Consider the following 21,731-nt stretch of genomic DNA (forward strand, 5'->3'; position numbering starts at 1 on the left):
CCTGAAGGCCATGATAACCGGCAGAAGACCCGGCATACTTCCTGGCGGGAGCGAGGCGCGTCTCCTGTGAGACAATCGTCAGCTCCCGTATAGACCGATCATGGCTTGTTACACTGCAAAGCAGTATTGCAAAGGTAATGGCGCTTGCCAAGCCCCCTGCCGCGACTAATGGATGAGACGCCGGAATTCTCCATAGGGCCGTCCGGCGTAACCTGTCCTGGGATGGCGTTCGCCGGCGTTATATCAGGATTATTTATGCTCAGCGGGTCCTTCGCCCCAATGCTTCAGTTTGCTGGTTTTACCGATGCCGGGATTGAAGCTGTTGGTGGGATCGGTTTGCCGGTAAAACGCCGCCAGCGACGGTTTTGCCTGGTAGAGGTGGCCGACGTTATGCTCGGCGGGATATTCGGCGTGCCGCTTGTCCAGCTCCTCCAGCATGCGCTGTTTGAGGGCGTGGCTGTCGACGCCCTTGGCGACGATATAGTCCTGGTGGAAGACATGGCACATGAAATGGCCGTAATAGAGTTTCGCCACCAACTGCCGGTCAATGTCCGGCGGCAGGGTTTCGAACCATTGGGTTTCATTGCGGGGCAGGGCGATATCCAGCGCCAGGATGTCCTCCACCTTGTCGCTATGGACGGCGTGATAACGGACAGCGGCGCCGGCGGCGGCGAAACGGTGTAAAAAGGCTTTGTTTCCTTCCTCCGGCGTGCAGGCAAAATAATCCCCCTCGGCCCTTGCGAAATAATCAGCCAGGTAATGGCGGGCCTCATCGATGCCGGCGCCGGACATTTTCAGCAGCAGGTGGTGTTCATAGCGATCCCGGTACTCTTTTATTCGTTGCGGCAGGTGGCTCGGCCAGAGCCGGCTCAGTCCCTGCAGGAAACGATCGCTGAGCTGCGAAGGCAGCCAGGACTGGGCGTTGAGGGTGGCGTCGACGCGTCCCTTCAGTTGAAACAGCCAGGGCATGCGATCGGTGCCCAGGCGGTTGATCATCACAAAGGTATCTTTACCGTAGGTCTCGGCGATATCGAAACAGTCCCGGTGCATATATTCCCCGGCCACCGGCAGTTGGCTGAAGCCGGAGAGGATATCCCGCCTCAGGGCGGTGAGCACTTGGGGGTCGTTGGTGCCGATGTAGAACACCTGCTGCTGATCTTCGGCGGGGAAAGTATCCAGGCGCGCGGCGAAAACCGCCAGTTTACCGGCGCTGCCGGCGGCCTCGAACAGGCGGCGCCGGTCGGCATTGAACCGGGACGGGGTGTCGGCATCCACTTCCCGTACCCGCTGCGCATAGTCATGATCCGAACAGGCCCGCTGCGGCGGCAGAATATCCGTGGGCCCGTATTGTCCGTTCTCCAGCCGGGTCAGGATCTGTTCCGGCGTGCCCCCCAGTTCGATACCCAGATGGTTGACCAGAGTCAGGTCGCCGTCGGCATTGATTTGCGCATACAGCGCCATTTCGGTGTAGGCCGGCCCGCGTTTAACCAGTGAACCGCCGGAATTATTGCAAATGCCGCCGATGACCGATGCGCCGAGGCAGGAGGAACCGATGGCCGGGTGCGGCTCGCGCCGGTAGGGTTTGAGGCGGTTTTCCAGCTCGTATAGCGTACTGCCGGCCAGGGCGATGACCTGCTGCCCTTCGTCGATAACCTTGATGCCTCCCAGCCGCCGGGTGCTGATTATCACCACCTCGCGGTCATAATCCGCACCGTTGGGGGTGGATCCTTCCGTCAGTCCGGTATTGGCCGATTGCATGATAATGCCCTTATCGGCGGCGACGCAGGTTTCCAGAACCCGCCAAAGGGCAAGCAGCGAATCGGGCAGCACCACCGCCAGCGCCGGTCCGCTGCCGGAACGGAAACCCTTGCGGTAGCGCTGGGTTTGGCGCTCTCCGGTGAGCACATTATGCCTGCCGGCCAGGGTCTTGAGCTGTTCGATAAATATATGCGATGAATAAGGCGAACGTTGCGGCATGATAATGTCCCTTGATTATAATTTATACGGACGCGGCGCAGGCGGCGCACAGCCGCGGGAGCTGACCGACAGTTTAATCCAATATCGCCGCGCCGCCTTGATGGGTGCAGGTTCAGAGTGATTAACCAGCAGGATTTTTACCGGGCCTGTTATGCTGCTTTTATTATCATACATCTCGGTTAACAGGACGGCGGGATTTTCTGCCGCCGGCGCGGACGATTATTTCAGCACTCATCTGGAAACAAATGCTTTCAATAATTTAACCTTACCCTTTCGGCTTTGTGATGGGCTACACTGAGGCTAATAAATCTCGGTGGCATAGTGACAAAAACATCCATGACCGGGCTATATGCCCGGTTTGCTTTTGCGATTGTGAGAATAACGATATGAAATGGCTGTGTTCAATAAGCCTGTTTGTAGCATTAACGCTCAATTCCGCTTTGGCGGACAATACCCAGCTTCCTTCCCCCGATTTGCCCCGTGATGCTTATGTCAACGCATTGCTGCAAAAAATGACCCTGTCGGAAAAAATCGGCCAATTGCGCCTTATCAGCGTCGGACCGGACAATCCCAAAGAGGCCATCCGGGAAATGATAAAAAAAGGGCAGGTGGGGGCCATTTTCAACACCGTTACCCGTCCCGATATCCGGGCTATGCAAGACCAGGTCATGCAGCTGAGCCGCCTTAAAATTCCGTTATTTTTTGCTTATGATATCGTCCACGGTCAACGTACCGTGTTCCCCATCAGCCTCGGGCTGGCCGCCAGCTGGAATCTTGACGCGGTTGCCACCAGCGCTCGCATCGCGGCCTTTGAAGGCAGCGAGGACGGTCTGAACATGACCTGGGCGCCGATGGTGGACATTACCCGCGATCCCCGCTGGGGCCGGGTATCGGAAGGCTTGGGGGAAGATACCTTCCTGGCGAGTGAAATGGGCCGGGTGATGGTGTCGTCGTTCCAGGGCGATAATCCCGCCGGCCGGCACTCCCTGATGACCAGCGTCAAGCATTTCGCCCTGTATGGCGCGGCGGAGGGCGGCCGGGATTACAACACCGTCGACATGAGCCCGCAGCGGATGTTCCAGGATTACCTGCCGCCCTATAAAGCGGCGCTGGATGCCGGCAGCGGCGGCGTCATGGTGGCGCTGAACTCCATTAACGGCACTCCCGCCACCGCCAACACCTGGCTGCTGAAAGATCTGCTGCGCAAGCAATGGCATTTTTCCGGTATCGCCATCAGCGACCACGGCGCGGTTAAAGAATTGATTAACCACGGCGTCGCCGGTTCGCCGAAAGAGGCGGTGAAAATCGCGCTGGATGCCGGTATCGATATGAGCATGGGCGATATCTATTTCAGCCGCTATTTGCCGGAAATGATTAAAAGCGGCGAGGTCAGCGAGTCGGAGCTCGACGATGCCGTGCGCCACGTGCTGAATGTGAAATACGATATGGGACTGTTTCGCGATCCCTACAGCCATCTGGGGCCGGTGGGCAGCGATCCCAAGGATACCAATGCCGAAAGCCGTCTCCATCGCGCCGAGGCGCGTGAAGTGGCCCGGCAAGGCCTGGTCCTGCTGAAAAACCGCCTGCAGACCCTGCCGTTGAAAAAACAGGGCACCATCGCGGTTATCGGGCCGCTGGCGGACAGCCAGCGCGATATCATCGGCAGCTGGTCGGCGGCCGGTCGCATCGATCAGGCCGTTACGCTGCTGGCGGGAATACGCAACGCGGTGGCGGGAAAAGCCACCGTGGTCTACGCCAGGGGATCGAATATCACCGATCATAAAGATATGGTGGCTTTCCTCAACAGCTATGAAGTATCGGTGAAGCAGGATCCGCGCACGCCGCAGGCTATGCTGGACGAAGCGGTCAAGACCGCTGAACGGGCGGATGTGATCGTGGCGGCGGTGGGCGAGTCCCAGGGCATGGCCCATGAGGCTTCCAGCCGCAGCAATATCACCATTCCCGACGGCCAGCGCCGGCTGATTGACGCCTTGAAGGCCACCGGCAAACCGCTGGTGCTGGTGCTGATGAACGGACGTCCGCTGGCGCTGGTGCATGAAAATCAGCAAGCGGACGCTATCCTTGAGACCTGGTTCAGCGGCACCGAAGGCGGCAACGCCATCGCCGATGTGTTGTTCGGCGATTACAATCCTTCCGGTAAGCTCCCCATGTCGTTTCCGCGCTCGGTGGGGCAGATTCCCATTTATTACAATCACCTGCCTACCGGGCGGCCCTATAATCCCCTGGCGCCGGACAAATACACCTCGCATTATTTTGACGAGGCCAACGGTCCGCTCTATCCGTTCGGTTATGGCTTGAGCTATACCCGTTTCAGCGTCTCGGATGTGAAGCTGTCCAGTCCCACCATGCCTCGCGACGGCAGCATCAATGTCAGCGTGACCCTGACCAATACCGGCGATCGCGACGGCGATACCGTGGCCCAGCTTTATATTCATGATGTCAAGGCCTCCATCAGCCGGCCGGTGCAGATGTTAAGAGGGTTCCGGCAGGTGTTCCTGAAGGCCGGCGAATCGAAGCAGGTGACCTTCAAGCTCGATGCCGAGGCCCTGAAATTCTATAATCAACAGATGCAATGGGTGGCCGAGCCGGGCGCCTTCGATGTGATGGTGGGGCTGGACTCCGCCCGGGTCAAAACGGCCCGATTCCAGCTGTTGTAATCAGGCCATGCGGCCAAATGGGATACCAGGATGCCCGGGGCGGGTGCCGTCAGGTTTTATCCCATGCCGCGAATGAGAGGATAGATGGAGCGGTTGCGTCTGCTGATTGAAAAACAGGTGCTTGGGGTCAGCGGCGTGGCCCTGGGCAATATCGATTTTTCCCATCCGGCGGGAGATCCTGGGCTCTATGGTCCGGATTCGGTGGTCTGGCAGGTACACGGCGATTTCACCTCGATGATGTGCGGCGGCATCAGCGCCTTGCTGCTGCAAATGCTGCATCCGTCGGCATTGGCGGGGGTCTGGGATCACTCTAATTTCCGCGAGGATATGTTGGGCAGGCTGCGGCGCACCGCGCAATTTATCTCCGGTACCAGCTTCGGGCCCCATGAGGCGGCCTGGCGGCTGATTGAAAAAATGAAAGGAATCCATGAGCGCGTCAGCGGCGTGGACAGCCGCGGCGTTCCCTATCGGGCAAGCGATCCGGCGCTGCTCACCTGGGTGCATGTCGCCGAAGCCCATAGCTTTCTCTGCGCTCACCTGCGCTGGTGTAACCCGGCCCTCGGCGCCGGTGAACAGGACCGGTATTACCGGGAAGCGGCGCGGGTCGCCGAGGCGCTGGGGGCGGCGGATATCCCCGATAACCGGCGGGATGTGGCGCTGTATCTGCAAAAAATGCGGCCGGCGCTGCGCTGCGACGAGCGAACCCGCGAGGTGACCCGCCTGTTTTTGAACGCGTCTTTGCCCGGCGGCCTGGCGGGACCGATGGGACGCCTGATGATGCGCGCCGGCATTGATCTCCTGCCGGACTGGGCCAGGGGCCAGATGCAGCTGGCCGGCACCCCCGGCGGCCCCTGGCTTATCGATCCCCCGTACGCCTGCTGGCATGGGTTTTACGCTGGGCGGTACGCAACGGAGCCCGGCATCGCGCCATGGCGCGTGTCGGCCTAACATCCTAACTGCTGCTTTTAGTTAAACAGAGGTTAAATAAAACCGGTATCATTGCCAGGAAAGCGTGTTTTTTGAACTATTCTGCCGTTTGACCGCAGATTTTTTATTTTTGCGCCGATAAACTCAAGGCAGAAAAATTCACCGAGGCATTAAGTTATGGCATTTACTGAAGTCATCCTGGTGGATGAGCGGGATCAGCCGGTGGGCCGCATGGAAAAGCTCAAAGCGCACCGGGAAGGGTTGCTGCACCGGGCCGTGACGGTTTATTTATTTAATCCCGAAGGCGATCTGCTGCTTCAGCAGCGGGCCGAAAGTAAATATCACTGCGGCGGATTATGGAGCAACACCTGCTGCGGTCATCCCATGCCGCGTGAGGAAACCGCGTCCGCGGCGCAACGGCGGCTCTATGAAGAGATGGGGCTCAATTGCGCCCTGACGCCGATCTTTACGCTGCAGTACCGTTTGCCCCTGTCCAACGGCCTGGTGGAGCATGAATTGGGGCACGTCTTTTTCGGCATCAGCGGGCAGACGCCGAAACTTAATCCCGGCGAGGCCATGGCCTACCGCTATCAGCCGTTAACGGCACTATTGGCGGAAACCCAGCGTGACCCGGCGCTGTTCACTCCGTGGTTTTTGCTCACGCTGCCCGACATTCCTCCTTATTTTAATGAGTTCCTGCGTTTAAAACATGCCGGGTAGTTCCGCCATTTTTGTATCCAGCAAAAGGTTCTATTCTTATACATTCTTTTTGGGTGAATAAATTCACATATGAACTATTATTTCAGTTACATATACCCCAAATAATAAACTTATAGGAACCCTCTTTATGGCCCTTATCTTTCATCAAGGACGTTTACTCGGCCTCGCCGCTATCATGCTGGGCATGACTCTGGGCGCGCAGGCGGCGGATCAACCGGTGCGTGTCGGTTCCAAAATAGATACCGAAGGCTCGTTGCTGGGCAATATCATCGTTCAGGTATTGGAATCCCACGGTGTCAAAACCATCAATAAATCGCAGTTGGGCACCACCCAGGTGTTACGGGGCGCCATTACTTCCGGTGAAATTGATATCTATCCGGAATATACCGGCAACGGCGCGTTCTTTTTCAATGATGACAAAGACCCGGCCTGGAAAGACGCCAACGCCGGCTATCAAAAAGTCAAAAAGCTCGACTACGATAAAAATCATATCGTGTGGCTTGATCCGTCGCCGGCCAATAACACCTGGACCATCGCCATCCGCGAGGATTTGGCGAAAGGACAGCATATCGATTCCCTTAGCGATTTAAGCCGCTATCTCAAGAGCGGCGGCAAGTTCAAGCTGGCGGCTTCCGCTGAATTCATCGAGCGTCCCGATGCCTTGCCGGCGTTTGAAAAGACCTATGATTTCAAACTCCAGCAGGATCAACTGCTGTCCCTGGCCGGCGGCGATACCGCGGTCACCCTGAAAGCCGCGGCGGAACAGACCTCCGGCGTCAACGCCGCCATGGCCTACGGCACTGATGGTCCGGTGGCCGCCCTGGGATTGCATACCCTGGCCGATCCTGACGGCGTACAGCCGATATACGCGCCGACCCCCATCATCCGCGAGTCGGTTTTAAAACAGCATCCCGATATAGCGCAGTGGCTAAAACCGGTCTTTGCCTCGCTGGATACGCAAACGCTGCAAAAGCTGAATGCCAGTATCGCGGTTGAGGGGCAAAACGCCAGCAAGGTCGCGGCGGATTACCTCAAGCAGAAAGGACTGATAAAATAATCCGGTCCCGGGCGCCGGGGAGAAAAGGGTATTTTGGTTAAAAATCCTGTACTGCTGACGCTGTTCATACTGCTGCTGGCGGCGGGGCTGCTGCTGCCGTTTGTCAATTATGCCCCCAACCGCCTGATGTCCGGCCGCGGCATCGGCCTGGAAGAACTGCTGACCGGCTACTGGCTCTGGCTGCCGGTACCGGCGCTGTTGGCCGGCGCCCTGTGCTTTATCGCGCCGTCCCGGCCGCTCTCGGTGGCGGTGACGATACTGGCGGAGCTGCTGCTGTTCTGCCTGGTGGCGCTGGCGGGGAGCACGGCGGCCCGCTTGGCGGGACAGGGCGGTTATCTGGTGCGCACCTCCTTCGGCAGCGGATTCTGGCTGATGGCGGCGCTGTGCTTGCTGATGGCCGCGGATGCCATTGGCCGGGCCACGGCCAGCCATGCGCTGCGGGTATTGGCCAACGCGCAGCTCTGGCTGCCGCTGGCGCTGCTGCTGATGGCCGGTCGTCTGGACGAGCTGTCGCTGCTCAAAGAGTACGCCAATCGCCGCAGGTTTTCCAGGCGGCCCTCGGCGAGCATTTGACCCTGCTGTTCGGTACCCTGGCGCCGGCCATACTCATCGGCATTCCGTTGGGTTTTATCTGCCATCACTCGGCCCGCTGGCGGCCGGCGCTGTTTTCCACCCTGAATATTATCCAGACCATTCCCGCCATCGCCCTGTTCGGCCTGCTGATTGCTCCCTTAAGCGGATTATCCGCCGCCTGGCCCTGGCTGCGGGACGCGGGCATCGGCGGAATCGGCCTGGCGCCGGCCCTGATTGCGCTGGTGCTTTATGCGTTATTGCCTCTGGTGCGCAGCGTGCACGCCGGTTTGCAGCAGGTCCCCGCCGAGGTGATTGAAACCGCCCTCGGCATGGGCATGACCCGCCCGCAGATTTTCCTGCGGGTGGAGGTGCCGCTGGCGCTGCCGATGATACTGTCCGGGATACGTATCATCGCGGTGCAGACGGTGGGCATGGGCATGGTGGCGGCGTTAATCGGCGCCGGCGGTTTCGGCGCCCTTATGTTCCAGGGGTTGCTCAGCAGCGCCCTGGAACTGGTGCTGCTGGGCGTTATCCCGGCCATCGCCCTGGCGGTGGTGGTGGATCAACTGTTTAAACTGATCGTTTCATTTCTTCACCAGGTGCGCCAATGATCCAATTTCAGCAGGTGAGCAAATATTTCCACGGCAAGCCGGCGGTGGAAGATCTGAATCTGAATATTGCCGCCGGTGAATTTACCGTGCTTATCGGCACCTCCGGTTCGGGCAAATCCACCACGCTGAAAATGATTAATCGCCTGATTGAACACGACCGGGGAAAAATCCTGTTCGCCGGTGATGAAATCCACAGTTTCAAGCCGCAGGAGCTGCGTCGCCGCATGGGTTACGCCATCCAGTCCATCGGATTGTTTCCACACTGGACGGTGGAACAGAACATTGCCACCGTGCCGCAACTGCTGAAATGGCCCCGGGGAAAAATACGCGATCGGGTGACTGAACTGCTTGAGCTGCTGCATCTGGACGCGGCGCAATTTCGCGGCCGTTATCCCCATCAATTATCCGGCGGCCAGCAGCAGCGGGTTGGGGTAGCCCGCGCCCTGGCCGCCGATCCGGAAGTCCTGCTGATGGATGAGCCGTTCGGCGCACTGGACCCGGTCACCCGCGGCGCGCTGCAACTGGAAATTGCCCGCATCCATCAGCTGTCCGGCCGTACCATCGTGCTGGTCACCCACGATATCGACGAAGCGCTGGCTCTGGCGGATCGCATCGTGCTGCTGGATCAAGGCAAAATTGTCCAGCAAGGATCCCCTCGTCATCTGTTGACGCAGCCGGCCAATGCCTTTGTGCGACATTTCTTCGGCCAGAACGATATCGGCATCAAATTGCTCGGGCTGGGAGCGGCGGGAGAGCGGGCCCCAAAAGAGAAAGGCTGGAGGGGGGGGGCATTCCCGCCGATATGACCCTGCGGGAAGCCCTGTCGGAATTCGTGGCCCGCCGGACCGAACGATTGCCGGTGGTAGATGCGTCAGGCAACGCGGTGGGCGTGCTGCATATCGGCGACCTGGTTAACCCCACCGGGGAGGAGGCGTCCGATGCCGCGCCGGATACTCACTGATCCGCTGTTATGGTGTCTGTTGCTGCTGCTGGGCCTGATGTTCGGCATGCCGCGACTGGATGGCTTGTTCGCCTGGCTTTTCCCGGCTCTCGATCGTCCTGTATATCTGCAGGACAGTTTTGCCTCCCTGGCCTGGGCGCATCTGCAGCTGGTGCTGATATCCAGCGTTATCGCCGTGCTTATCGGCGTGGGGGCCGGCATCGGCGTAACACGCCCGGCGGGTATTGAATTCCGCTCGCTGGTGGAGACGGTAGTGGCGGTGGGCCAGACCTTTCCGCCGGTGGCCGTGTTGGCTGTTGCGGTGCCGGTAATGGGGTTCAGCGAACAGCCGGCCATTATCGCCCTGGTGCTGTACGGTCTGCTGCCCATCGTGCAGGGCACCATCACCGGCATTGAATCGGTGCCGGATTCCATCCGTGAGACCGCCACCGGCGCCGGCATGACCCGCCGCCAAATATTAACCCGGGTGGAGTTACCGCTGGCGGCGCCGGTGATCATCACCGGTATCCGCACCTCGGTTATCATCAATATCGGCACCGCCGCCATCGCCTCCACCGTGGGCGCCAAGACCCTCGGCACGCCGATCATCATCGGCCTGAGCGGCTTTAACACCGCCTATGTGCTCCAGGGCGCGATATTGGTGGCGCTGTTGGCCATCATAAGCGACATGCTGTTCGAACGCGCCCTGGCGGCCCTACGCCACCCCTAGGGCGCGCCCGTCAGCTATGGACGATGATGATATAACCCGCCAGCATCACGCCGCCGATACCGCCGAGGGCCATAAGGGAAATCACGCTGAAAACGACGGCTCTGGTGAAATTCATACATTTCCTTAATGCGGGGCAAGGGACCATTATAAAGCCTGCCGACCCCGATACAAGCGCCCCATGGTGCGGCAGGCCCGCGATCAACGAACGTGCAGCGAACGTGTTAACCGGCGGCGTCGCTCGCCAACAGTGCTACCCGAATTGCGATGCCCCCTGAAGATATAGCCAGTATCGGGCTGACGCCGCGTGCGGTCTGTGTGACAATAGCCATACCTGCACTCGGAAAATAGTAATCCATGCCGCTGTCCGTCGCCGCCAAAGCGCAAATCCACGATTGGTATAAAGCGCTGCAAAAACATATACCGGATTTTATATCCCGTACCCCCCAACGCCAGATGATCGCCGAAGTGGCCAGGGCGCTGGCGGGGGATATCGAACGCCACCTGGTGATCGAAGCCCCCACCGGGGTAGGGAAAACCCTCTCCTATCTGATACCAGGCATCGCCATAGGCCGTGCCGAAGAAAAACCGCTGGTGGTGAGCACCGCCAATGTCGCGCTGCAGGATCAAATTTTCAATAAAGACCTGCCGCTGCTGAAAAAGCTGATTCCCGACCTGAAGTTTACCGCCGCCTTCGGCCGCCGGCGCTATGTCTGCCCGCGCAATCTGGCGGCGATGGCCGCCGATGCGGTTTTCCAAGGCGATTTAAAACTGTTTCTCGATGACGAACTGGCGCCGGCCAGCGGGGCGGAACAGGCGATATGCGTAAAAATGCAGCAGGCGCTCACCGGCTTTGCCTGGGATGGCCTGCGGGATCACTACTCCCGCTCGGTGGACGATCCCTTATGGAACAAATTGAGCACCGACAAAGCGAACTGTCTCGGACGTAATTGCCATTATTTCCGCGACTGTCCGTTTTTCATTGCCCGCAAGGAAATTGAGCACGCCGACGTGGTGGTGGCCAATCATGCGCTGGTGATGGCGGCCCTGGACAGCGAATCGGTGCTGCCCGGCCCCAGGGATATGCTGCTGGTGCTGGATGAGGGCCATCATTTGCCCGATGTGGCCCGCGATGCGCTGGAGATGTCCGGCGAAATTACCCCAGGCTTCGTTGCCCATCAATTGGACCAGTTTATGCGCCAGACCGAACAGACGCTGGCGCAGTTCAAACCCGCCAAGCCGCCGCTGTTGAGCGAAAGCGAACGGCTGAAGAATCATTGCGATGAAATTCGCGAACTGGCGCTGCAGTTTGAACGGCAGGGAACAGCGTTTCTGCCCCGCGACAGCGTGGCGGGCGAATACCGTTTCGCCATGGGCCAACTGCCGGAAGAAATGAGGGAGGCCGCCGCCCGTTTATATAAGCTGGCGGATGCGCTGCGCATGCTGGCGGAGTTTTTCCTAAACGATTTGAGCGAAAAGACCGGCAAGCAAGATATCGTCAGGCTGCATCAGGCGCTATTGCACACCAGCCGCATCCTCGGCTATTGGGAATCCACCAGCCGGTTATGGAAACTGGCGGCTCAGGAGAAAGCCTCCAACGCCCCCATTTCCAAATGGCTGACCCGGGAAATGTTCGACAACGGCGCCCATGTTTATCTGCACTGCGTCGGCATTCGGGTGAGCGACCAGTTGGAAAAGCTGCTCTGGTCGAAGATCCCCCACGCGGTAGTGACCTCCGCCACGCTGCGATCCCTGAACAGTTTCGACCGGCTGCAGGAGCTTAGCGGCCTGCAGGAGCGGGCCGGCGACCGGTTTGTCACCCTGGCCTCGCCCTTTGATCACCGTCACCAGGGCAAGCTGGTTATCCCCCGGATGTTCACCGAACCGGTAATGGCGACGGAAGGAGAGCATCTGGCGGAAATGGCGCGTTTTTTCCGCGGCGAGCTGGCCATGGGGCGGCATCACGGCATTCTGGTGCTGTTTGCCAGCCATCGCGCCATGCAGGCGTTCCTGACCCATGTGACGGAGCTGCGGCTGCTGTTATTGGTCCAGGGGGATCAGCCGCGCTACCGTCTGATAGAAGAACACCGCAAACGGGTGGATCAGGGCAAAACCAGCGTTCTGGTGGGGCTGCAATCTTTTGCCGAAGGGCTGGATCTCAAAGGCGAACTGCTGACGCAGGTCCATATCCACAAAATCGCCTTTCCCCCTATCGACAGCCCGGTGATCCTCACCGAGGGCGAGTGGCTTAAAAGCCAGAAACGGCACCCGTTTGAAGTACAAAGCCTGCCCAGCGCCTCATTCCAGCTGATCCAGCAGGTGGGTCGCCTGATCCGCAGCCATGCGTGCACCGGCGAAATCGTGATTTATGACCGGCGCCTGCTGACCAAATCCTACGGCGCGCGGTTACTGGCGGCGCTGCCGGTATTTCCCATCGAGCAGCGTTCGATGCCGGAAGAGCCCATTCCTGCAGAACCGATTGAAAAAAGGCCCCGTCTGTGACTATGCTCGTCCTGACACGGATCTCAACGCCCGCCCCGGCAGGTAGTCGGATGTAAACCCGGCGGCGTTGCGGCGAGACGGAAGTGAAACTATATCAAGGGCGGATCACCATCGGTTATGGATTTTAGCAAAGTCATCAAAGAAGTAGGGCGCGGAAAAAACCATGCCCGCGACCTGGACCGTCAAACGGCTTTTGAACTTTACCGCGCCATACTGGCGGGAGAGGTGCCGGAGCTGGAGCTGGGCGGATTGCTGATTGCCTTTCGCATCAAGGGCGAAGCCGAAGGGGAAATGCTGGGGTTTTACCAGGCGATGGAAGAACGGGTCATGGCCCTGCAGGCGCCGGCGGATATGCCGCCTCCCATCGTGATTCCCAGCTATAACGGCGCGCGCAAGCAGGCCAATCTGACCCCTTTGCTGGCATTGGCGCTGTCCCGTCTCGATTTTCCGGTGGTGGTGCACGGTGTGACCGAGGATCCGGGACGGGTCACCAGCGCGGAAATTTTCCGGGCGCTGGACGTGCCCTGGCAGGATTCCCAGGCCGGGGCGCAAAGCGCGCTGGTGATGGGGCGGCAGCCGGTATTTATCCCGATCCGCCTGCTCTGCCCGGCGCTGGACGGCCAGCTTAAGCTGCGCTGGCGCATGGGGGTCAGGAACAGCGCCCATACCCTGGCGAAACTGGCCACCCCCTTCCATCATCACCTGCACTGGCGCCTGGCCAGCGTCTCCCATCCCGAATATATCACGCGGGTGGGCGACTTTTTCAAAGCCATCAACAGCAGCGCCCTGTTGATGAACGGCACCGAGGGCGAATCTTACGCCAACCCGCAGCGGCTGAGTAAAATCTTCGGCCTGTACCAGGGTGAACAACAATTACTGCTTGACCCGTCGTTATATCCTTTGCCGCCGCTGGAAGCGCTGCCCGCCGATCGGGACGCGGCCGCTACCGCCTGCTGGACGCAAGCCTGCCTGCGCGGCGAGTTTGCCCTGCCGCAATCGATCCGGCTGCAGCTGGCCTGCTGTCTGGTGGCCACCGGGCGATCGTTATCCATGGCGCAGGGTCTGGACTATGTGGACGGCGTATTCAGCCGCCCCCGAGGCTAATCTGAGAGAGTATATCATGCAGCAAGTGATTGATTATTTTGACGCGCTGAATCGCGACTATCTGGCGGTCCATCAAACCAAAGAAGACCTGTTCTGGCAAAATTATATGGCCACTGGCGGCGATGATGTGCCCGCGCGGTTCGAACGGGCGGAACAGGCCTACAAGCGTTTTATCGCCGACCCCAAGCGCCCCGCCCAAATCCGGGCGCAAATCGAATGGTTGGAACGCTCGCCCGAAAGCAGCCAGAGAGATGAATTGCTGCATGGCCTGCGCGGCTGGGCGCGTTTTTTTGACTGCAATGTCATTGAAGATGACCAGGCGTTATCCCTGATGGACGATATCGTCGCGGCGGAAAACGATTTGTACGCCCGGCGCAAAACCTTCCAGCTGACCCACCTGAATGACCAGGGCGAACGCGTGCCGGCGACCCTGGGCGAACTGCTGACCAACCAGGCCAACAACGCCGATGAAACCTATCGCCAAAGTTCGCAGCAGGCCTTGCGGGAGCTGGAGCAGTGGCTGCTGCATAACGGCTTCCCCACCCTGGTGCGCCTGCGCAATCGCTTTGCCCGGCAGATGGGCTATCGGAACTACTTTGATTATAAAGTGAATAAAACCGAGCAGATGACGCCGGAGCAGCTGTTCGCCATTCTGGACTCTTTTGAACAGCAGACCCGGGAAGCCAACCTGCGCAGCCTGCGGCAATTGGCGGCGGAGAAAGGCCAGGATGCGTTAGAGCCCTGGAATATCCGTTATGCCACCGCCGGCGATGTGACCCGCCAGCTCGATCCCTACCTGCCGTTTGCCGAGTCCCTGCGGCGTTGGGTCGACAGCTTCAAACGGCTGCACATCGGTTTCAACGGCGCGCAGCTGCAGCTTGATCTGCTGGTGCGTAAAAACAAATATGAAAACGGTTTTATGCACGGACCTGTGCCGCCGTTCCGGCAGCATGAAACGTGGATCCCGGCCCGCATCAACTTCACCAGCCTGGCCAAGCCGGACCAGGTGGGCAGCGGCATCAGCGGCATCAATACGCTGTTTCATGAAGGCGGCCACGCCGCGCATTTCGCCAATATCCGGCAGAATGCCCCCTGTTTTTCCCAGGAGTTCCCGCCCACCTCCATGGCATATGCCGAAACGCAGTCCATGTTTTGCGACAGCCTGCTGGATGACGCCGACTGGTTGAAACGCTATGCCCGCAACGGCAACGGCGCGCCGCCGCCGGATGGCTTGATCCAGGCGCTCATCGCCGCCCGGCAGCCGATGCGTGCCTTTAATGAACGTCATATTCTGCTGGTGCCCTATTTCGAATGGGCCCTTTATCAATGGGACGACGAAAAGCTGACGCCGGAGGCGATTACCCGGCTGGCGCGGGAATGCGAGCAGCGAATTCTCGGCATCAGCGGCAGCCCGCGTCCGCTGCTGGCCATACCCCATTTGTTATCCCAGGAGTCGGCCTGTTCCTACCAGGGCTATTTGCTGGCGCTGATGGCGGTGGAACAGACCCGGCATTATTTCCTGCAGCGCGACGGCTATCTCACCGACAATCCCGCCATCGGTCCGGATCTGGCCCGCCATTATTGGCAGCCGGGCAACAGCGTGACCCACGACGACACCCTGCGCAGCCTGACCGGCGAGGGCTTTAATCCGGCCTATCTGGCGCAAATCTGCAATCAAACGGTGGAGGAGGCCTGGCAGCTGGCGCAAATGAGCATTGCGCAGAGCGAAAAACGGGCGCAGCCGACGGCCGATTTTAACCTCGACGCGCGGATAACCATTATCGATGGTGAGCGGGTACTGGCGTCCAATGCCCGCAGCGATGACGACATGTGCCACCGGTTTGCCGAGACGATCCGGCGGGAATATGGCCCCAAGACCACATCCGCATAAAGAAGTCCGTAGAGTAAGGGTGGGGAGATGGCGCGATGCGATACCCCAAACGGGCGCATCGCTATGGGATTATAGCCGTTTAGTCTTTATGATAAACCGGGCTGTAACCCTCCATCGCCTGGCTTTTCCCAGGCACAAATACCTGGCGCGGACAGCTGCCGGCCGTGTCGGCGGTGGTTTTGCTGATACAGGCGCTGTCGGTACGCGGGTTGCGCGGCATATCCGGCAGCCGATACGCCGGAGCGCCATAGGCGGCGGCGCTGGAAATCGCGAGCAGGGCGGCGATAAATCTAAGTTTCATAATAATCACGTTGTAAATTATACCATAACGAATGCTTATACTACGCCCATCAGGTATTTTTTTCCGTGGCGATTATTGACGAAATATGTCAGAAAATTTGAACGACCATGGCTGGCTATTTCCTGTCGTCGGGCCGGATAAGATCGAAGCGCTGCTGCTCGGATATGCCGTAATAAGCGCTCGGCCCGCCGCCGCGCAAAATCGGCTGGGCGGCGGTGGTTTGGTAGACGCCGTGCTCGTCAATCAAAGCTTTATCGATATGCACCGCCACCACTTCACCCAATACCAGCCAGCTTTCCAATTGCATACCCTCAGCGTCCAGCAGCCGGATGATTTGCGATAACCGGCATTCAAAATTCACCGGGCTTTCCGCCACCCTATGGGCGGCGACCCGAGTGCCTCGTACCGGCGTCAGCCCGGAAAAACCGAATTCATCCTCGCCGGCGGCCAGCGAGGCCGAACTTTCATTCATGGCCTGCGCCAGCGGGCGGGTCGCCAGGTTCCAGACAAATTCGCCGGTGGCGTTGATATTGGCCACGCTGTCTTTCCACCCCACGCTGCAAAAGCCGATGATGGGCGGATGATAGTTGAAACAGTTAAAAAAACTGTACGGCGCCAGGTTACGCTGCCCCTGGGGATTAACCGAGGCTATCCAGCCGATGGGGCGGGGGGCGATAATGGAATTGAGCGGATCGTGCGCCAGACCGTGTCCCTGGCTGGGTTCGTAATAATGATACTCTGGTTGATTCATCTTTACTCCAGGTGTGCTGCTTGTTAAGCGTTAGGGGCGGGGGGCGGCAGGCCATCATTGGCCGCTTCATGGACATTATTCCGCGTCGCGGCGGCGGAAATGATTTGCACCGCCTGATAGGGCGGCCGTATACCCGCTGCTTCAAAATGGTTTTTCACCAGACCGTCCAGAGTAAATCTCACCGTCCATTGTTTCAATGCTTGGGTGGTAAAAGATACCCGGACGGTAAAGGACTGATTGGTTAAACCCACCACACCGCCGAAATTGGGCTCGCCGATAACCATGGGACGAATATCCTCTTTGCTCATCAATTCAGTCACCGCGTCCCGCAGCGCCTGGTTGACGCGATCGATATCTTCATCGCGATTGACATCATAATTGGCCACGAATGAGCCGATGCCGCGCACAAAATTGGCGAAAGTGGTAATGGATGAAAAAGGAATGATGAAATAGGCGCCGGTATCCTGGCGTACGCCCACCGAACGGATGGTCATTCTTTCCACCACCCCGGTAATATCGCCGATGGTCACCAGATCGCCGGTATTCATGCCGTTTTCAAATTGGATAAACACACCGGTGATAACATCCTTCACCAGCGTCTGGGCGCCGAAGCTGATGGCCAGGCCCAGGGCGCCGGCGCCCGCCAGCAGCGGAGCGATATTCACGCCGATTTCGGAAAGGATGATCATGATGGTAATGGTGCTGATGATAACCGACAGGGCATTGCGAAACAGCGTCAACAACGTGCGGGTCCGGGCGCTGGGCTGGGGCCGGCCGTGGGCATCGGTGGCCAGCCGGTTTTCGATAATGCTGGCCAGCAAGGTCCAGCCGAGGGCTGAAAAAATCAGAATTATAAAAATCCGCAGCAGCGCGTCCACGATGCGGGCGCCAAAGTTGCCGGTAAGCCAGTTGCGCAGGTTGAACAAATGCCAGGCGTCCAGCAATAGCAGCATCACGGCAAATACCACCAGCACCCGGCAAATTTTCAGCGCGCTGGAGACATAAACGTTAAGACGCTGCTGCAGCTGCGGATAGTTGCGCCGGGCATCCGGCGAGAGGGTGATATGCCGCGAAATCCAGCGGGTCAATAATCCGGAGATCAGCGCCCCCACGCTGATGATCATCAGGCTTTTCACCGTGGCGGTAACCATGAATTTCAGACTATTGCCAGGGTCGAACTGGGTCAGTAAAAACAGCATGACAAAATACGCCACCGCCAGCCAATGCCAAATCAGGCTGAAGGCACGGATAAACACGCTGAAGAAAGCCAGCGAGCGGTTGGCAAACTGCTCCAGTTCCTTTTGAATATTGCGTTTATTGCGCACGATCAGCCAGAGTACATAGGCGGTGGTGGCGAGCATAATGATAAAATTCACCAGCGCCGCCGTTTGGGTATTGATTTGATTGGCAATGATCGGCACGATGACCATGGCGCTGTAGCCGATAAAGCCGCTCACCAGACTCAGCCGATGATTCCAATAACGGGCGCTTTTATCGGACATCGGCAAGCGCCGCAATTCGGGATAGCGCGGACAAAAAATCATTCGCAGCAAGGTCTTGAACAGCTCCATCACCGCAAAGGCATTGAGGAACAGACTTAACTGCCGGGCAATGGTCCGGCTGTCCGCGTTCAGATACTCCGTCAGAAACTGCCCGAGCATAACCGCCGCCAACAAAATGATCATTTCCACGGCAAACGCGCCGAATACCGCCGATATGCGTTTTACGCCGCTTTTATATTTATCATTGGCAGTATGACCCCACCGGCCCAGCCGGTGCAGCAGCGGGGTAACGAGCCACCGGCAGAAAAAATAAAAGGCGAAGGTGGCGACGGACAACAGAGCGAACCGGCTCAAGGCCAGCATAAACACCGCCCGGTTAAACGTATGCTGTGGCGCCGAGGTGATATTTTTGCTTAAGGTGTTCAGCTTCGCCGCCATGGCGTGGCTGTAAAAGCGCGTAATGTCGGTTACGCTGTCCAATAGCGTCGGGGTGTCCTTTTCTTCATCAGCGGGGGCCAGTAAGGGGGCGGCCTGGCTGGGCTGGCCTTGGGCGGCGGCACGCAGCTGTTTGATAAGCTCCGTTCGGGCGGCGTCGTTATTAAGGATATCCGCCAGGGCGGCGTAAGCAGCTTTTTCATCCGCCGGACTCGGCGGGTTGCCGTTGGCGGAGGGCGCGGCGGCGGTCGGTGCCGCTGGTGTCGCCGGAGCGGCGCCGGCGGTGAGTTTTGAAAGGTAGGGCAAAGAGGCCGCGTGAAGCGAAGGCATAACCAGTAAACAACCTAACAGCAGCAGCGCGCCCGCTTTCCGCCAATACGTTATGCGGCATGATAATGCCGACACGCGGGTAAAAACCGGCATGGGTTTCCCTCCTGGGCAAGCGACTTCAAATAACACCAATCGGCGTTCCGCAAAAAAGAGCTAAGTGTTTATTATAGCGATGCCCGGTGGCTGAACGGCTACTATATCGACCAAAATGTTTGAATGAGGAAAATCTGCTGACAGGATTTAACGCAGTTGACTGTCTTTACTGCCCCGGCGGTTATAGCCGGCGTGGGAAGACATCTTTTTATCCCGTTCCGCCTGACACGACAGGCAGAGCTGGACGCCGGGAAGGGCGAGACGTCTGGCTTCAGGTATGGGTTCGCCGCACTCTTGGCAGATGGCGGCGCTATTTCCCCGTGAGAGTGAATGGCGCGCTCGTTTTACCGCATCTTCAATGGTTGAGTCGATTTGGTCCTGTACCGCGCCGTCCGGCGCCCAGCCGCTTGCCATGGATCTGCCCCCCTTAATGCGTTTTTAGAAATGTCTGCATAACAAAAAGGCCGGCAACCTGCGTTGTCAGCCTTTGCGTTTATCTGCAAAACCAGCCGGCGAATGCAGCCGGGTCGGGTTTATTCAATATTGGATTCGATAAACCACAGGAATTTATCAAGATCCCGTGACGCAGCGGTAAAGATATCCGCCGTGTCATCATCATCGGCTTCGGTTATTGCTTTACGTGTATCGTTGGCCACGATGGCATAACGTTCCGCCAGGGCCTTCAGATGATCCTGCACGCTGTGGATATTGGTGGGATAGCTAATCAACGGCGTTTTGTCGTTGGTAACCTGAACCGTACCCAGAGCCACGCCGCCTAACTGGACGACACGTTCGGCAATGGTGTCCTGATGATCAAGGATAGCGGTACGGAAACCATCAAGCATTTCATGTACGGCTATGAAGTTGGAACCGCGCATGTTCCAGTGAGCTTGCTTGGTAATCAGCGCCAAATCAACAAATTCCACTACCAGGCGATTAAGCAAAGCAATAGTCGAGACTTTCAAATCTTCTTCAATGTTGTTACGAGTATAAATTAATTCGGAAGATTTCGTTTTAACCAGTTTAGCGGTACTCATCATCAATCATCCTCTAATATTGATCGTTATTAATTCGTTCAGGCTTAAAAGTATAGCATCATTTGCAGGGTTTGCTCCCTATCGCTCATATTGCTGATACCTGTCATCCTACCCCTGCCGGCCGCCATGAGCGCACCGGCCAAGTTCCACCGGCGTTAACATAATCTTTGCGCGCTCCCGTGCCTGCCGGAGCATCCAAATACAAATGGTTTTCATTTAAAATTAACGCCTTCTTCATATATTATAGTACAACAAAATTTGATAAACGGCATTGGCCAAGGAACGGTCACGGTCAAAAAAACCAGGCAGCGGGCTCGGTGCGAATTAATTCCGGGCATAAAGCCCTTGGCAAAATGTACCAAAAGGTACTAAAATAATTCCGCCGGGTGCGGTATCCTCTATTCTTGGCAATGTTTCCCCGGCAATGTTTCTCCATGGAGGAATGCATTTTACGTTCCATATTTTCGAATTTTCCTCATCAAATAATAAACGAAGCGGTAAAATACGAATCATCCTGAAATTTGCGACATGATATGTGAACAGAAAATTGAGGAAATATCGTTTTGATGGGCTATTTTTATTCATCCGCTTCGGAATTATCTCAATATCTTGTAAGTATACGTAAAGGTGGGTTTTGGCCCCGGAGAGGAAAACATAAGAAAAAGAATAGGATAGATGCAACAGAAAACTTATGTTACACGATACGTTCACTTGGACAACAATTATTAAGCAGAGTTTCGTGCTATTTTTGTTATATTTTCGTGGTTAGGACGTAAATTTCACATTTGAGGTGGGTATGAAAAAAATTGCATGTCTTTCAGCGTTAGCTTGTGTTTTGGCCGTAACAGCAGGTTCAGCGGTCGCAGGCGACAGTACCGTAACAGCAGGTTACGCGCAGGGTGATGCCCAGGGCATCGTCAACAAAGCCAGCGGTTTCAACTTGAAGTACCGCTACGAATGGGATAACACCAATCCCTGGAGCGCCATCGGCTCCTTTACTTATCTCGAAAAAAACCAGCTCAATGACGGCAACTACCAGAAAGGCCAATACTATGGCTTTACCGCCGGTCCGGCATTCCGTATCAACGATTGGGCCAGCATCTACGGTGTTGTAGGTATCGGCGCCGGCAAGTTTACCAATAATGCCACTGCAGTCCGTGATACCCATAGCAACGATGACGTGGGTGTTTCCTACGGCGCGGGTCTTCAGTTCAACCCGATGGATAACGTTGCTATAGACGTATCTTACGAACAAAGCCGTATCCGCAGTGTCGATGTCGGCACCTGGATCGCCGGTGTTGGTTATCGCTTCTAATAGCGATTACTCTGCGACATGAATTAACATGTTGGAGAATCGCTCATCGGCATGGTTGATAAGTCAGCCATGCCCTTATTCTTCAGGGTCTTCAGCCTTGATATGCTATTCAATCACCCGCCAGCGGTTACTCATTGTTGCCTGTAGCTGCATTTTTAGCTACATTCTGTAAATACATCCTGCCGAAACAATCTGCAATATGCAGACCATTACCTTAGCGGGTTACACCGACATATACAAACCTCGACATGACTTTATCG

The 21,731-nt window shown here is 57.4% G+C and carries 14 protein-coding genes and 3 pseudogenes; 11 read left to right on the forward strand and 6 right to left on the reverse strand.

What is annotated here, in order from left to right:
- Window positions 1-249 precede the first annotated feature (249 nt).
- Window positions 250-1,977: a D-lactate dehydrogenase gene (gene dld / locus GTU79_RS08095; protein WP_214513831.1), complete on the reverse strand. Its 1,728-nt coding sequence runs from the start codon at window positions 1,975-1,977 to the stop codon at window positions 250-252.
- 386 nt (window positions 1,978-2,363) lie between these two features.
- Between dld and bglX the strand changes: the two genes are divergently transcribed.
- From bglX to GTU79_RS08145, 10 genes and pseudogenes are all read left to right on the forward strand, one after another.
- Complete coding sequence (gene bglX / locus GTU79_RS08100) at window positions 2,364-4,655, forward strand: beta-glucosidase BglX (protein ID WP_214513832.1); 2,292 nt, start codon at window positions 2,364-2,366, stop codon at window positions 4,653-4,655.
- Between the two features lie 84 nt (window positions 4,656-4,739).
- Window positions 4,740-5,611: pseudogene (locus GTU79_RS08105) on the forward strand (oxygenase MpaB family protein).
- 148 nt (window positions 5,612-5,759) lie between these two features.
- A complete protein-coding gene (gene idi / locus GTU79_RS08110; RefSeq protein WP_203522247.1) occupies window positions 5,760-6,302 on the forward strand; it encodes an isopentenyl-diphosphate Delta-isomerase in 543 nt (180 codons plus the stop codon).
- A 175-nt stretch (window positions 6,303-6,477) separates the two neighbouring features.
- Entirely contained in the window at window positions 6,478-7,359 is an 882-nt protein-coding gene (osmF, locus tag GTU79_RS08115) for a glycine betaine ABC transporter substrate-binding protein OsmF (RefSeq protein ID WP_413726901.1), read from the forward strand.
- A 30-nt stretch (window positions 7,360-7,389) separates the two neighbouring features.
- Window positions 7,390-8,543: pseudogene (locus GTU79_RS08120) on the forward strand (ABC transporter permease).
- Window positions 8,540-9,504 (forward strand): annotated as a pseudogene (locus GTU79_RS08125) (ABC transporter ATP-binding protein). Before GTU79_RS08120 ends, GTU79_RS08125 begins: the two co-directional pseudogenes overlap by 4 nt.
- Entirely contained in the window at window positions 9,482-10,213 is a 732-nt protein-coding gene (locus tag GTU79_RS08130) for an ABC transporter permease (RefSeq protein ID WP_132922704.1), read from the forward strand. Before GTU79_RS08125 ends, GTU79_RS08130 begins: the two are co-directional and overlap by 23 nt.
- A gap of 354 nt (window positions 10,214-10,567) precedes the next feature.
- On the forward strand, window positions 10,568-12,712 hold the full coding sequence (gene dinG, locus GTU79_RS08135) for an ATP-dependent DNA helicase DinG (RefSeq protein ID WP_203522246.1): 2,145 nt from the start codon (window positions 10,568-10,570) through the stop codon (window positions 12,710-12,712).
- Window positions 12,713-12,829: 117 nt separating this feature from the next.
- Window positions 12,830-13,816: a DNA-binding protein YbiB gene (ybiB, locus tag GTU79_RS08140; RefSeq protein WP_203522245.1), complete on the forward strand. Its 987-nt coding sequence runs from the start codon at window positions 12,830-12,832 to the stop codon at window positions 13,814-13,816.
- A 16-nt stretch (window positions 13,817-13,832) separates the two neighbouring features.
- Complete coding sequence (locus GTU79_RS08145) at window positions 13,833-15,707, forward strand: M3 family metallopeptidase (RefSeq protein WP_203522244.1); 1,875 nt, start codon at window positions 13,833-13,835, stop codon at window positions 15,705-15,707.
- 79 nt (window positions 15,708-15,786) lie between these two features.
- Here GTU79_RS08145 and GTU79_RS08150 read toward each other — a convergent pair whose 3' ends face one another.
- The 5 genes from GTU79_RS08150 to dps all read right to left on the reverse strand — a co-directional run bounded on the left by GTU79_RS08150 (window position 15,787) and on the right by dps (window position 20,156).
- Window positions 15,787-16,008, reverse strand: coding sequence for a hypothetical protein (locus tag GTU79_RS08150; RefSeq protein ID WP_132922700.1), 222 nt, complete (start codon window positions 16,006-16,008; stop codon window positions 15,787-15,789).
- Between the two features lie 115 nt (window positions 16,009-16,123).
- A complete protein-coding gene (locus GTU79_RS08155) occupies window positions 16,124-16,759 on the reverse strand; it encodes a flavin reductase family protein (RefSeq protein WP_203522243.1) in 636 nt (211 codons plus the stop codon).
- A gap of 23 nt (window positions 16,760-16,782) precedes the next feature.
- The gene (ybiO, locus tag GTU79_RS08160) at window positions 16,783-19,026 is read right to left on the reverse strand and encodes a mechanosensitive channel protein (protein WP_203523129.1); all 2,244 of its coding nucleotides are present in this window, start codon (window positions 19,024-19,026) and stop codon (window positions 16,783-16,785) included.
- 240 nt (window positions 19,027-19,266) lie between these two features.
- Entirely contained in the window at window positions 19,267-19,533 is a 267-nt protein-coding gene (locus GTU79_RS08165; protein ID WP_203522242.1) for a DksA/TraR family C4-type zinc finger protein, read from the reverse strand.
- A 119-nt stretch (window positions 19,534-19,652) separates the two neighbouring features.
- Window positions 19,653-20,156 carry a DNA starvation/stationary phase protection protein Dps gene (gene dps, locus GTU79_RS08170; protein ID WP_203523128.1) on the reverse strand — a complete coding sequence of 168 codons (504 nt, stop codon included), beginning with the start codon at window positions 20,154-20,156 and terminating at the stop codon, window positions 19,653-19,655.
- Between the two features lie 796 nt (window positions 20,157-20,952).
- Between dps and ompX the strand changes: the two genes are divergently transcribed.
- Window positions 20,953-21,471, forward strand: a complete 519-nt coding sequence (gene ompX, locus GTU79_RS08175; RefSeq protein ID WP_132922697.1) for an outer membrane protein OmpX — start codon at window positions 20,953-20,955, stop codon at window positions 21,469-21,471.
- Window positions 21,472-21,731 lie beyond the last annotated feature (260 nt).

This window comes from Sodalis ligni (assembly GCF_016865525.2).
GTDB classification, from domain to species: domain Bacteria; phylum Pseudomonadota; class Gammaproteobacteria; order Enterobacterales; family Enterobacteriaceae; genus Acerihabitans; species Acerihabitans ligni.

Coding starts and splice junctions, on each gene's coding strand:
- osmF (WP_413726901.1), top strand. CDS start 6,478: ATGCTGGGCATGACTCTGGGCGCGCAGGCGGCGGATCAACCGGTGCGT.
- dinG (WP_203522246.1), top strand. CDS start 10,568: ATGCCGCTGTCCGTCGCCGCCAAAGCGCAAATCCACGATTGGTATAAA.
- ybiO (WP_203523129.1), bottom strand. CDS start 19,026: ATGCCTTCGCTTCACGCGGCCTCTTTGCCCTACCTTTCAAAACTCACC.
- ompX (WP_132922697.1), top strand. CDS start 20,953: ATGAAAAAAATTGCATGTCTTTCAGCGTTAGCTTGTGTTTTGGCCGTA.
- dld (WP_214513831.1), bottom strand. CDS start 1,977: ATGCCGCAACGTTCGCCTTATTCATCGCATATATTTATCGAACAGCTC.
- GTU79_RS08145 (WP_203522244.1), top strand. CDS start 13,833: ATGCAGCAAGTGATTGATTATTTTGACGCGCTGAATCGCGACTATCTG.
- GTU79_RS08155 (WP_203522243.1), bottom strand. CDS start 16,759: ATGAATCAACCAGAGTATCATTATTACGAACCCAGCCAGGGACACGGT.
- GTU79_RS08165 (WP_203522242.1), bottom strand. CDS start 19,533: ATGGCAAGCGGCTGGGCGCCGGACGGCGCGGTACAGGACCAAATCGAC.
- GTU79_RS08150 (WP_132922700.1), bottom strand. CDS start 16,008: ATGAAACTTAGATTTATCGCCGCCCTGCTCGCGATTTCCAGCGCCGCC.
- GTU79_RS08130 (WP_132922704.1), top strand. CDS start 9,482: ATGCCGCGCCGGATACTCACTGATCCGCTGTTATGGTGTCTGTTGCTG.
- idi (WP_203522247.1), top strand. CDS start 5,760: ATGGCATTTACTGAAGTCATCCTGGTGGATGAGCGGGATCAGCCGGTG.
- bglX (WP_214513832.1), top strand. CDS start 2,364: ATGAAATGGCTGTGTTCAATAAGCCTGTTTGTAGCATTAACGCTCAAT.
- ybiB (WP_203522245.1), top strand. CDS start 12,830: ATGGATTTTAGCAAAGTCATCAAAGAAGTAGGGCGCGGAAAAAACCAT.
- dps (WP_203523128.1), bottom strand. CDS start 20,156: ATGAGTACCGCTAAACTGGTTAAAACGAAATCTTCCGAATTAATTTAT.